Origin of the sequence: Streptomyces netropsis (assembly GCF_014203545.1) — a bacterium.
GTDB lineage: Bacteria > Actinomycetota > Actinomycetes > Streptomycetales > Streptomycetaceae > Streptomyces > Streptomyces netropsis.
Genome location: NZ_JACHJG010000008.1, coordinates 181,314 through 193,902 on the forward strand (window position 1 = coordinate 181,314; position 12,589 = coordinate 193,902).

Annotated in this window: 12 protein-coding genes; 9 read left to right on the forward strand and 3 right to left on the reverse strand. The window is 71.1% G+C overall.

Translation table 11 applies throughout. The features are described 5' to 3' along the window. On the reverse strand, positions 1–1,749 hold the full coding sequence (locus FHS38_RS20290; protein WP_184735353.1) for an ABC transporter substrate-binding protein: 1,749 nt from the start codon (positions 1,747–1,749) through the stop codon (positions 1–3). Positions 1,750–1,877: 128 nt separating this feature from the next. Between FHS38_RS20290 and FHS38_RS20295 the strand changes: the two genes are divergently transcribed. The 9 genes from FHS38_RS20295 to FHS38_RS20335 all read left to right on the forward strand — a co-directional run bounded on the left by FHS38_RS20295 (position 1,878) and on the right by FHS38_RS20335 (position 11,458). Then, positions 1,878–3,248, forward strand: a complete 1,371-nt coding sequence (locus FHS38_RS20295; RefSeq protein WP_184735354.1) for an aminopeptidase P family protein — start codon at positions 1,878–1,880, stop codon at positions 3,246–3,248. Positions 3,249–3,306: 58 nt separating this feature from the next. After that, a complete protein-coding gene (locus FHS38_RS20300; protein WP_184735355.1) occupies positions 3,307–4,455 on the forward strand; it encodes an NAD(P)/FAD-dependent oxidoreductase in 1,149 nt (382 codons plus the stop codon). Positions 4,456–4,527: 72 nt separating this feature from the next. After that, positions 4,528–4,842, forward strand: a complete 315-nt coding sequence (locus FHS38_RS20305; protein WP_184735356.1) for a (2Fe-2S)-binding protein — start codon at positions 4,528–4,530, stop codon at positions 4,840–4,842. Beyond that, positions 4,823–6,286 carry an FAD/NAD(P)-dependent oxidoreductase gene (locus FHS38_RS20310; RefSeq protein WP_184735357.1) on the forward strand — a complete coding sequence of 488 codons (1,464 nt, stop codon included), beginning with the start codon at positions 4,823–4,825 and terminating at the stop codon, positions 6,284–6,286. The genes FHS38_RS20305 and FHS38_RS20310 overlap by 20 nt, the downstream gene beginning before the upstream one ends. 82 nt (positions 6,287–6,368) lie before the next feature. Continuing rightward, positions 6,369–7,277 (forward strand): dihydrodipicolinate synthase family protein, encoded by a 909-nt coding sequence (locus FHS38_RS20315; protein WP_184735358.1) that lies wholly within the window; start codon positions 6,369–6,371, stop codon positions 7,275–7,277. A 42-nt stretch (positions 7,278–7,319) separates the two neighbouring features. Continuing rightward, positions 7,320–8,324 (forward strand): proline racemase family protein, encoded by a 1,005-nt coding sequence (locus FHS38_RS20320; RefSeq protein ID WP_184735359.1) that lies wholly within the window; start codon positions 7,320–7,322, stop codon positions 8,322–8,324. Then, complete coding sequence (locus FHS38_RS20325; protein ID WP_184735360.1) at positions 8,321–9,706, forward strand: aldehyde dehydrogenase family protein; 1,386 nt, start codon at positions 8,321–8,323, stop codon at positions 9,704–9,706. The genes FHS38_RS20320 and FHS38_RS20325 overlap by 4 nt, the downstream gene beginning before the upstream one ends. Before the next feature lie 57 nt (positions 9,707–9,763). Next, positions 9,764–10,438, forward strand: coding sequence for a GntR family transcriptional regulator (locus FHS38_RS20330; RefSeq protein ID WP_184735362.1), 675 nt, complete (start codon positions 9,764–9,766; stop codon positions 10,436–10,438). A gap of 225 nt (positions 10,439–10,663) precedes the next feature. Next, entirely contained in the window at positions 10,664–11,458 is a 795-nt protein-coding gene (locus FHS38_RS20335; RefSeq protein ID WP_184735364.1) for a matrixin family metalloprotease, read from the forward strand. Between the two features lie 103 nt (positions 11,459–11,561). Here the strand turns inward: FHS38_RS20335 and FHS38_RS20340 are convergent, their stop codons facing one another. Then, positions 11,562–12,059 carry a peptidylprolyl isomerase gene (locus FHS38_RS20340; protein ID WP_184735366.1) on the reverse strand — a complete coding sequence of 166 codons (498 nt, stop codon included), beginning with the start codon at positions 12,057–12,059 and terminating at the stop codon, positions 11,562–11,564. Positions 12,060–12,071: 12 nt separating this feature from the next. Next, positions 12,072–12,539, reverse strand: a complete 468-nt coding sequence (locus tag FHS38_RS20345; RefSeq protein ID WP_184735368.1) for a Fic family protein — start codon at positions 12,537–12,539, stop codon at positions 12,072–12,074. Positions 12,540–12,589 lie beyond the last annotated feature (50 nt).

Below are 12,589 nucleotides of genomic sequence, written 5' to 3' on the forward strand. Positions count from 1 at the left end.
TCAGCCCTGGCTCTTGGCGGGGTCCTTGAGGCCGACCGTGGCGTAGTCGATCTGGCCGCCGAAGGAGGTGTGCCCGTACGCGCCCGCGATGTTGGTGCCCAGGACCAGCGGCCAGCGGCGGATCAGCACCGGCACGGCCGGGGCTTTGGCGAGGATGTCGCCGTCCAGCCGCTGCCAGGCCCGGCCGGCCTGCTTGGCGTCGGTCATGGCGGCGATCTCGTCCATGCGCTTCATCGTCGCTGTGTCGCGGAAGAGGGAGTGGTTGCCGGAGTTGCCCTTCTCCTTGATGAAGCGACCGTCGAAGACGAAGGGCAGGAAGGTGGAGCCGGAGGGGTAGTCGGGGCACCAGCCGGTGTAGACCATGTCGGTACGGTTCTTGGTGTCGCCGATGGTGGCGTAGAAGGCGGACGGGTCCACGGTCTCGATGGTGACCTTGATGCCGGCCTTGGCGAGGGACTGCTGTATCGCCTCGGCCCGGCCCTTGTCGCCGGACGAGACCGTGATCTTGGTGGAGAAGCCGTCCTGCTTGCCGGCCTCCTTCAGCAGCTGCTTGGCCTTCTCGACGTCGCCGGTGGCGGGGATCTTCAGGGTGTCGGGCTGCCTGCCGCCGAAGAGCGCGGCCGGCATGTAGGCGGTGGAGGGGTCGTTGAAGGCGGGGCCGCCGGAGGCCGTCAGGACGGCGTCCCGGTCGAGGGCGTACTGCACGGCCCTGCGGACCTTGACGTTGTCGAAGGGGGCCCGGCCGGTGTGCATCTGGACCATGTCCGTGCAGTTCTGGGACTCGGCGAGCAGTCGCTTCCGTACCTCGGCCCTGGGCAGCACCTTGGCCGCGCTCTCCGGCCGCAGGGCGTACCAGGGGACGGCGGAGGCGTCGGCGCCCTGGCTCGCGATCATCCGGTCGTCGATCTGGTTCGCCTTGAGCCCCATAAGGACGACCAGCTTGTCCGGGTGCGCCTTGCGCACCTCGTCGGTCTTCGGGTCCCACTTGTCGTTGCGTACGAGGACGAGCTTCTTGCCCCGGTCGTAGGAGTCGATCTTGTAGGGCCCGGAGGAGAAGGGCCGGTTGTCGTACCGCGGGCCCTTGTCCTGCCCCTGGGGTACGGGCGCGAAGGTCGGCATCACCGTGGCGCTGGGGAACTCCGCGAAGGGCTTGTTCAGTTCGAAGACGATGGTGTGGTCGTCCGGGGTCCTGACGGAGTCCAGGTGCTTGCCCTGGGCGGGGCCGCGGTAGCCCTCGACGCCGGAGAGATAGCGGGCCGCGTAGTCGGCGCCGCCGGGGAGGTCGGGAGAGAAGGACCGCTCCACGTTGTATTTCACGTCCCGCGCGGTGACGGGCGAGCCGTCCTCGTACTGCACCCCCTTCTTGAGGTGGAACGTCCACGTCCTGGCGCCGTTGGAGGAGGTGCCGAGGTCGGTGGCGAGGTCGGGCACCAGCTGATTGCCCGGTGTGCCGGGGGCCGACTTGTAGGTCACCAGCGTCCGGTAGAGCAGCCGGGTCCCGAAGTCCATTTCGCTCATGACCCAGTTGCGAGCCGGGTCGAGGTGGGTGAAGTCCTGGTTGGACAGCACGGTGAGCGTGCCGCCCTTCTGCGGGGTGCCGCCGATCACGGAGCCCTCGCCGGCGACGGCGGGGTTCTTGCCGTTCCTGCCGTCGCCTCCTGCCTGCTTCCCGCCGGAACATCCGGCCGCGCCGAGCGCGAGGGGGGCCGCCAGTACGGCGGCGAGGGCGGTACAGGTGCGCTTGTTCATCAGTGGTCACTCCGTGAACAGTCGAACAGTCAGCTGACTGAAATGTGACCCGTAACATAGTAATGTGAAATTGCACTGACAAGGTGTCAGTCACTCCGTTATCCACCTGTGTCCGAGGAGGAGTCCCCATGAACGAACCAGCGGTCGCCGCGCTCCGCACGGTAAGTCACGACCTGCCCGTTTCACCGGAGTTCGAGACCTTCATGGCCGGCGACTGGGCGGCGACCCCGCTGCCCGCCGACATCCGGCTACCCGTGGCGGACATCACCGCCGCACGCCGGAAGAGGCTCTCCGCGCTCTTTCCGGGCGAGCGGCTGATCGTGCCGGCGGGGGAACTGAAGGTCCGCTCCAACGACTGCGACCACCGCTTCCGGCCGCACAGCGCCTACGCGTGGCTGACCGGGCTGACCGGCGAGGACCAGGCCGGTCACGTACTGGTCCTGGAGCCGGACGGCCCGCACCGGCACGAGGCGGTGCTCTACGTGCGGCCGCGCTCTCCGCGCGACGGCGCGGAGTTCTACCGCGACCGGCGCTACGGCGAGTTCTGGGTCGGCGCGCGCCCCGACCTCGGCGAGAGCGAGCGCATGACCGGCATCCGCTGCGCCCACCGGGACACCTACGACCAACTGCCGCCCGGGCGCGACGCGTCCCGCGACACCGACCTGGCCGCCGCCCTGAGCGAACTGCGGCTGGTCAAGGACGCGTGGGAGGTCGAGCAGCTGCAACTGGCCGTGGACCACACCGCCGCCGGCTTCACGGACGTCGTGCGGGCGCTGCCCCGCGCGCTGGCACACCCGCGCGGCGAGCGGTGGATCGAGGGCGTCTTCGCCCTGCGCGCCCGCACGGAGGGCAACGGCACCGGCTACGAGACCATCGCCGCGTCGGGCGCGCACGCGTGCGTGCTGCACTGGATACGCAACGACGGGCGGCTGAACCCCCGCGAACTGCTGCTTCTGGACGCCGGCGTGGAGACCGACACCCTCTACACCTCCGACATCACCCGCACCCTGCCGTTGTCCGGGCGCTTCTCGCCCGTCCAGCGGCAGGTCTACGAACTCGTCCTCGCCGCCCAGGAGGCGGGCATCGCCGCGCTCAAGCCGGGTGCGAGCTTCCGCGACTTCCACCGGGCCGGCATGCGGGTGATCGCGGAGGGCCTCGCCGAGTGGGGCGTGCTGCGGAGCGCCGAAGGTGACCTCCACCGCCGCTACACCCTGTGCAGCAGCGGGCACATGCTCGGCCTCGACGTCCACGACTGCGCCCAGGCGCGGGCGGACGCCTACCTCGACGGCGTCCTGGAGGAGGGGCAGGTGCTCACCGTCGAACCCGGGCTCTACCTCCAGCCCGACGACGAGACGCTGCCGGCCGCGCTGCGCGGGATCGGGGTGCGCATCGAGGACGACCTGGTGATCACCGCCGACGGGGCGCGGTTGATGTCGGGGGCACTGCCGCGGACCCCGGACGCGATCGAGGCGTGGATGGGCGAACTGATGGAAGGGTGAGAAGAGTTATCCGGGGACGACCCTTGGCAGCGGTAGTGCAATGTGAAATATTACTGCTGTGCCCACGAGAAACTCCTCGGACGTCATCGTCGTCGGAGCGGGCGTGATCGGCGCCGCCTGCGCCTATTACGCCGCCCGTTCCGGCCTCTCCGTCACCGTGATCGACCGTGGTCCCGTCGCGGGCGGGACCACGGGGGCCGGCGAAGGCAACCTGCTGGTCTCGGACAAGGAGCCCGGCCCCGAACTCGATCTGGCCCTGCTCTCCACACGCTTGTGGCGGGAGCTGTCCGAACGGCTCCCGGCGGGCATCGAGTTCGAGGCGAAGGGCGGACTGGTCGTCGCCTCAGGCGATCCGGGGATGAATGCCCTGCGGGACTTCGCCGCGGCGCAGACGAAGGCGGGCGTGCAGGCCGACGAGGTCCCGGCTCCCCTGCTGCGCGATCTGGAACCGCACCTCTCCCCCGCCCTCACGGGCGGTTTCCACTACCCCCAGGACGCCCAGGTCCAACCCGCCCTCGCTGCCGCCCACCTGCTGCGCGCCTCGGGCGCCCGCATCCGCACCGGCGAGGAGGTCACCGCGGTCCTCACCGGCGCGGGCGGCGAAGTGCGGGGCGTACGGACACCGGCCGGCGATCTCCACGCGCCGTACGTGGTGAACGCGGCAGGCACCTGGGGCGGCGAACTGGCCCGGCTCGCGGGGGCCTTCCTGCCGGTGATGCCGCGCCGGGGCTTCGTGCTCGTCACCGAACCGCTGCCGCGCGTCGTGCGGCACAAGGTGTACGCGGCCGACTACGTCGCCGATGTGGCGAGCGGCTCGGCGGCCCTGCAGACCTCGGCCGTGGTCGAGGGCACCCCGGCGGGGCCGGTCCTGATCGGCGCCAGCCGTGAACGGGTCGGCTTCGACCGCACCCTGTCGGTGGAGGTGCTCCGACGCCTCGCCGACGGGGCCACCGCCCTGTTCCCGATGCTGGCCAAGGTGCGGGCGATACGGACCTACACGGGGTTCCGCCCGTATCTGCCGGACCATCTGCCCGCGATCGGAGCCGATCCCGGCGTGCCCGGACTGCTGCACGCCTGTGGCCACGAAGGCGCGGGGATCGGCCTCGCCCCGGCCACCGGTCTGCTCGTCGCCCGACTGCTGACGGGCGACGAACCGCCCTTGGACGTACGGCCGTTCCTTCCCGGCCGGTTCGCGCCCGCCGCCTGACTCCTTGACCGTCCCCTTCTGCCCCTGTCTCATCGCGTCTGTTCCCGTCCCGTCCCCGAGAGGAGGCCCGCAGTGACCCGTACCCCCGCCGACCTGGTCAGGGCGGAGCCCGGTCCGCCGTTCGAGATCACCTTCGACGGCCGTACGGTCACCGCCCTGCCCGGCCAGTCCATCGCCGCCGCACTGTGGGGGGCCGGCATCCTCGCCTGGCGCACCACACGCGAAGGCGGCCGCCCGCGCGGGGCGTTCTGCGGCATCGGGCAGTGCTACGACTGCCTCGCCACCGTCAACGGGGAACCCAACCGACGGGCATGCCTGGTGCCCGCCCGGCCCGGCGACGCGATCACCACCCAGGAAGGCCACGGCCATGCCGAGCTCAGCGTCTGAGCCGTACGACCTCACGGTGATCGGTGCGGGCGCGGCCGGTCTCGCGGGTGCCGGGGCAGCTGCCCGCCTCGGACTGTCCGTCGCGCTCCTGGACGCTTCCGGGCAGCCCGGCGGCCAGTACTTCCGGCACCCCGCCCCTGCCCTGGGCGCCCGGCGACCACAGGCCCTGCACCACGACTGGTCCGCCTTCACCCACTTGCGCCGGGGCCTCGCGAGCGGGGGCATCGACCACCGCACGTTCCACCACGTCTGGACCGTGACCCGGGACAGCGACGGCCTGTGGAGCGCGCACGCCCTCACCGGAGCCGACGGCGACGGCGACCGCCCGGCCCGCGTGCGAGCCCGCGCGATCCTGCTCGCGACCGGCGCCTACGAACGGCAACTGCCCTTCCCCGGCTGGACACTGCCCGGCGTCGTGGGCGCCGGCGGCGCCCAGGCGATGCTCAAGTCCGGGCTCGTCCTGCCCGGGAAGCGGATCGTCGTCGCGGGCAGCGGCCCCCTGCTGCTCGCCGTCGCCTCCTCGCTCGCGGGCGCGGGCGCGGACGTCCCCGTCGTCGTCGAGGCCTCCGGCTACCTCGGCTACGCCCGGCATCCGCGGGCACTGGCCACCAACCCGCACAAGCTCCTCGAGGCCGCCGTGCACGGCTCGGCGCTGCTGCGCCACCGGGTCTCTCTGCGCACCCGCAGCGCGGTCACCGAGGCACACGGCACCGACCGTGTGGAGGCCGTCACGGTCTCCCGCATCGACCGCCACTGGCGGCCGGTGCCGGGCACGGACCGCCGCATCGCCTGCGACGCGCTGGCCGTGGGGCACGGACTGATACCGCAGACCGAGCTCGTCACCGGGCTCGGCTGCGCGACCCGGCGCACACCGGACGGAACACAGGCCCTCTCCCTGGACGACTTTCAGGAGACCTCGGTCGCGGGCCTGTGGGCCGCCGGGGAGACCGGGGGGACCGGCGGCTGGCAGCTGGCCCGCACCGAAGGCGAGTTGGCGGGCATCGCCGTGGCCGCCCGGCTGCGCGGCGAGCCGACGCTCACCGGCAGTGCGCGCGTGCGGAAACTGCGCCGCCGCCGCGACCGCATGCGCGCCTTCGCCGACGCCATGGCCGCCGCCCACTCCCCCGGCCCCGGCTGGAGCGACTGGCTCACGGACGACACGGACGTCTGCCGGTGCGAAGAGGTGACCGCGGGCCGGATCCACGAAGCGGTCACCTGCTTCGGCGCCCATGACGCGCGCACCGTCAAGCTCCTCACCCGTGCGGGCATGGGGTGGTGCCAGGGACGGATGTGCGCGACGGCCGTGGCCTGCCTCGCCGCGTCGGGTACGGCGGAGGGGACCGTACCGCCGTCGGCCGAGCGCAGGCCGCTCGCCGTGCCCGTCCCCCTCGGGGTGCTCGGCGCGCTCGAAGAGCCACCATCCACCGCCGAGAGCGCCGACTAGCCTCTGCGGCACCTCTTTTGACCGTATCCACTTTGACCGTATTCACGTCAAGGAAACGTCACCCATCGGAAGGGTTACCGGCATGACCGCCACCTCCTGGAACACCGACCGCCCCTGGCGCGGCATCATGGTCGCCACCGCGCTCCCGCTGCGCGAGGACCTCTCCGTCGACCACGACGCCTACGCCGAGCACGTCCGGTGGCTCCTGGAAAGCGGCTGCGACGGCGTCGTCCCCAACGGCTCCCTCGGCGAGTACCAGACCCTCACCGACGAGGAGCGCGTCCGCGTGGTCCGCACCGCCGTCGAGGCGGCGGGCGACGGCGCGCGAGTGATGCCCGGCGTCGCCGCCTACGGCAGCTCCGAGGCGCGCCGCTGGGCGGACCAGGCCGCTGAGGCGGGCTGTGGCTCCGTCCTGCTGCTGCCGCCGAACGCCTACCGCGCCGACGAACGCGCCGTACGCGCACACTACGCCGAGGTCGCGGCGGCAGGAGTGCCGGTCGTGGCGTACAACAACCCCATCGACACCAAGACCGATCTGACCCCCGCCCTCCTGGCCCGGCTGCATCTCGACGGCAGCATCGTGGCGGTCAAGGAGTTCAGCGGCGACGTCCGGCGCGCCTACGAGATAGCCGAACTCGCCCCGGAACTCGATCTGCTCATCGGCGCGGACGACGTCCTGCACGAGCTCGCCACCGCCGGAGCCGTCGGCTGGATCGCCGGCTACCCCAACGCCTTCCCCACCACCTGCGCCGAGCTCTACCACGCCGCCGTCGCCGGAGACCTGGAGACGGCCCTGCCGCTCTACAGGTCGCTGCACCCGCTGCTGCGCTGGGACTCCAAGACCGAGTTCGTGCAGTCGATCAAGCTCTCGATGGACATCGTCGGCCGCCACGGCGGCCCCACCCGCCCGCCGCGCTTCCCGCTCACCGGGGAGGCCGAGGCCCAGGTCCGCGCCGCCACCGAGAAGGCCGTCGCCGACGGCCACCGCTGACCGCCGCCGACCGCCGAAAGGCCCACTGCCGAAAGGACGCTCGTGCGTACCCGTCATGTCTTCCATGCCGTCGACTCGCACACCGAGGGCATGCCCACCCGCGTCATCACCGGCGGCGTCGGGGTGATACCCGGCACCACCATGGCCGAGCGCCGGCTCCACTTCATCGAGCACCTGGACCACCTTCGTACGCTCCTGATGTACGAACCACGCGGTCACGCCGCCATGAGCGGCGCGATCCTCCAGCCGGCCACCCGGCCCGACGCCGACTACGGGGTCCTGTTCATCGAGGTGTCCGGGCTGTTGCCGATGTGCGGACACGGCACCATCGGGGTCGCCACCGTGCTGGTCGAGACCGGGATGGTGCCGGTCACCGAGCCCGTCACCACCGTGCGGCTGGACGCGCCGGCCGGACTGATCACGGTGGAGGTGCGGGTCGAGGACGGCGCGGCGAAGTCCGCCACACTCACCAACGTGCCGGCCTTCTGCGTCGGCCTGGACCGGAAGGTGACCGTACCCGGGTACGGGACGGTGACGTACGACCTGGCCTTCGGGGGCAACTTCTACGCCTTCGTCGAACTCGAAGCGCTGGGCCTGCCCCTCGACCGGGACCGCAAGGACGAGCTCCTCGCCGCCGGGCTCGCCGTCATGGACGCCGTCAACGCCTCCGCGGACCGGCCCGTCCACCCCGAGCGCCCCGAGATCAACGGCCTCAAGCACGTCTACCTCGCCGCGCCCGGCTCGGACGCCTATCGCTCGCGGCACGCCATGGCCATTCACCCGGGCTGGTTCGACCGTTCCCCCTGTGGCACCGGAACGTCCGCCCGGATGGCCCAGCTGCATGCCCGTGGCGCCCTCCCGCTCGACCGTGACTTCGTCAACGAGTCCTTCATCGGCACGGAGTTCACCGGCCGCCTGGTGGGAGAGACGGAGGTCGGCGGGCTGCCCGCGGTCGTGCCGACCATCACCGGCCGCGCCTGGATCACCGGCACCGCCCAGTACTTCCTCGACCCGGACGACCCCTTCCCCGGAGGCTTCCTCCTATGACCACCCAGCAGAAACCGGCCGACGCGACCTCCTTCGTCTCCCGCAATCCGGCCGACCCCTCGGACGTCCTCGCCGAGTTCACCGCACCCGGCGCCCTCGCCACCGCCGATGCCACAGACCGGGCCCGCGCCGCCCAGCCGGGCTGGCTGCACGGCGGAGCGGCCGCACGCTCCTCGGCCCTTTCGGCGATCGCCGGGGCGGTCGAGGCCGCCGCCGACGAGCTGGCCGCGCTCGCCGTGCGGGAGGTGGGCAAGCCGATCGCCGAGGCACGGGCCGAGGTGGCCCGCACCGCCGCGATCTGGCGGTACTACGCCCAGGCCCCCTACGAGCCCACCGGCGCCGTCCACGAGACGGCGGCCGGCCCCGGACTCCTACTGACCCGCCGCCGCCCGCACGGCGTCGCGGGCCTGATCACCCCCTGGAACTTCCCCTTCGCCATTCCGAGCTGGAAGGCCGCGCCCGCCCTGGCGGCCGGCAACACGGTCGTCCTCAAGCCCGCGCCCGAGGCCACGGCCTGCGCCCTTCGCCTCACCGAGATCGCCCAACAGATCCTGCCGAGCGGGGTGTTCACGCTCGTGCCCGGCGGGCCGGCCGAGGGGGGCGCCCTGCTCTCCACCGCCGATGTCGTCTCGTTCACCGGCTCGACGGCCGTGGGCGCCACGGTGGTCCGCGCGGCCACCGCCCGGGGCATCCCGGTCCAGGCCGAAATGGGCGGACTCAACGCGGCGATCGTGCTGCCCGACGCCGACATCGAACGGGCCGCCGCCCACATCGCCTCGGCCATCGCCGGATACGCGGGGCAGAAGTGCACCGCCACCAGCCGGGTGATCGCCGTCGGCGCTGCCCTGGAACCCCTGCGCGAGGCGCTGGCCGAGGCGGTGCGCGCACTCCCCGTCGGCGACCCGGCCGATCCGGCCACGGTGTGCGGACCGCTCATCTCGGCGTGGGCGCGCGACCGGGTCGGTGCGGTCCACGGCGACGTCGCCGTTCTCGCCGCCGGCGCCACCCCCGACGGGCCCGGCTGGTACGCCGCCCCGACGCTGGTCGAGAAGGTGCCGCAGGGCCACCGGCTGCTCGGCGAGGAGGTCTTCGGCCCGATCGCTGCCCTGCTGCCGGCCGACGACCTGGCCGATGCCGTACGGATCAGCAACTCCGTCCCCTACGGCCTGGTCACCTCCGTCCACACCGCCGACCTCGGCGCGGCGCTGCACGGTCTCGACGGGCTCGACACCGGCATGGTCCGCGTCAACGCCCCGTCCACCGGCGTCGACTTCCATCTGCCCTTCGGCGGCGCCAAGGCGTCCGCGCACGGACCGCGCGAACAGGGCCACGCGGCAACGGAGTTCTTCACGTCGAGCCGGACCTACACCCTGACGCCCTAAAAGCAATGTGACATTGTACGCTGGTGGTCCAGTCCATCGGGGCACGAAAGGGACACCATGGGGCACCTCAAGCAGCGCAACCTCATCACCGCCACGGAGCGGCTGCGCGATCAGGTCGCCCACGCCCTGAGGGCCGCCCTGATCTCCGGTGAACTCCGCCCGGGCCAGGTCTATTCGGCACCGGGTCTCGCGGAGGACTTCGGCATCTCCGCGACACCCGTGCGCGAGGCCATGCTCGACCTGGCCCGGGAGGGCCTGGTCGAGCCGGTCCGCAACAAGGGCTTCCGGGTGACCGAGGTCAACGAGCGTGACCTCGACCAGTACACCGAGATCCGCACGCTGATCGAGGTGCCGATGGCGGGCCGGATCACCCGCACCGCGGCCCGCGAGGACCTCGAGGCCCTCCGCCCCGTCGCCGAGGAGATCGTGCGCGCCGCGCGCGACCACGATCTCATCGGCTATCTGGAAGCCGACCGTCAGTTCCACCTCTCCCTGTTGGCCCTCTCCGGCAACGAACGCCTCGTCGAAACCGTCAGCGACCTGCGCAAGCGCTCGCGTCTGTACGGGCTGACCGGCTTGGACGAGCGCGGCGAGCTGATCCACTCGGCCGAGGAGCACCTGGAACTCCTCGATCTGATGCTGGCCGGCGACGCCAAGGGATCCGAGAAGTGCATGGCCCGGCACCTCGGGCATGTGCGCTCGCTGTGGGCGAAGGGCGCAGGCCGCGCGTAGGAGCCGCCGCAGGCCGCGCGTAGGAGCCGATCCAACTTTTGACGCGTTCCGGCAGGACTGTGTCGGTTATGGCCACGGCGGCCTGTTCGGGCGAGGGTTTTCGACAGGGTGAGACACGCCCTCGGCGACCGAAGTGCGGAGTCGCGGAGGAATGTTCACGATGGAAGTAGGCCCGGGCACACGGAATCAGGGGGGATCGAAGCAGGCCGAAGACCGGGAGACGAGATGGCTGAGCAACGGTTCACGATCGGGCTCGAGCACGCCACCAGAGGCGCGGAGGACTCCGAGCTCGTCAAGGTCCAAGAGTATCTGTCACGTTACGGCTACCTTCGCGACAGCGGGGAGCGCGGTCGGCTCGACAATGCGACGAGCGACGCGGTGGCCACGTTCCAGCGTTTCTATGGGCTCGAGGAGACGGGTGAGGTTGACCGGGCAACCATAGAGGCGATGGAGAAGTTCCGCTGCGGAGTGCCCGACACACGGAGCGTCGAACGGGTGCTGGACGGCGCCAGTGCCGAATTCGTACTGAGAGGCTGCAAGTATGAGCAACAAAATCTGACGTACCGGTTCTTCAACGGCACTCAGGACATCACTGCGGAAGACGAGCGGGGCTCGGTCGGGAACGCCTTCGAGACCTGGGCCCATGCGCTGTTCGGCATGAGCTTCGAGGCGACCACCTCGTCCGACGCGGACTTCGCGGTCGGATGGGCCAGTGGATCACATGGCGACGGCTCCAGCTTCGACGGCATCGGCAATACGCTCGCCCACGCGTTCTTCCCTCCGCCGTGCGGTGGACCCAATGCCGGAGCTCTGCACTTCGACGACGCCGAGAAGTGGAGCATGACGGGCAACATTCCGACCTTTGACACGGAGACCGTCGCGCTGCACGAGATCGGGCACCTTCTGGGGCTGGATCATTCCCAGGTGGCCACAGCGGTCATGGCGCCTACGTACAGCGGAGTCCACCGGACTCTTTCCCAGGACGACATCGACGGAATCCGCACGCTCTACCCGGCGTGACGCGGCGGCGGGATCTCCGGGGGGCCAGGACCCCAGGGCCTGGGGCCATCGGCCGGAGTCGTCTCCGGCCGATGGCCCCGAGAACCCACTTGATGAGGCGGTGTTACTCGCCCACGACGCCCGACGCGGAGATGACGACCTTGGCCCGGGGGGTGCCGGACTGGCTGCCCAGGGACTCGATCTTCGTCACGAGCTCCTGGCCCTCGACGACCTCGCCGAACACCACGTGCTTGCCGTCCAGCCACGACGTCACCACCGTGGTGATGAAGAACTGGGAGCCGTTGGTGTTCTTGCCGGCGTTGGCCATGGACAGCAGGAACGGCCGGTCGTGCTTGAGCTTGAAGTTCTCGTCGGCGAACTTCTCGCCGTAGATGCTCTTGCCACCGGTGCCGTCGCCGCGGGTGAAGTCACCGCCCTGGAGCATGAAGTCCGGGATGACCCGGTGGAAGCCCGAGCCCTCGTAGCCGAAGCCGTGCTGGCCGGTGGCCAGCTCGCGGAAGTTCTGCGCCGTCTTGGGAACGACGTCGTCGTACAGCTTGAAGACGATCCGCCCGGCGGCGTCGCCGTCAATGGTGATGTCGAAGAAAACGTTGGTAGACATACGGACATCCTGTCATGGCTCCGACCCTGCACTGGGCACCCCATGGGCGGGTCGCCCATGACCCGGGTGGTGTATTGCTCCATACGGCCCGCACCCGGCGCCGACATGCGGGGTTCCGGCGGCCCGGCGGTGGGCCGCGCGGATGAGGACGGCGAGCAGGACGACGAGGTCCACGGCGCCGGCGGAATCGTCCGCGTAACGCGCGGTCTGCAAAGGGCCGACCCGATCGAGCCGCACTCCGTCCCTCTCCAGGACGTAAGCGAGGGCCAGCAGCGCCAGGCGGGCGTTGCCGTCCGAAAAGGGATGGAAGAAGGCAACGTCGAGGTAGGCCCTGGCCGCGCGAGCGGCCAGGGGGACCTCCCGGTCGCCGCTCTGGCGCAGACATCCGGCAAAGTCCTGCCGCGTACGAGGCGTCAGTGCGTAGCGTTCCCGGCCGCCCTTGGCGAAGGCGTCGCCCTGACGGAAGGGAGTCCCGGGCACGCCGAGGACAAGCCGCTGCCATTCAGCCAGAAGGGTGAAGGCGAGGGGGC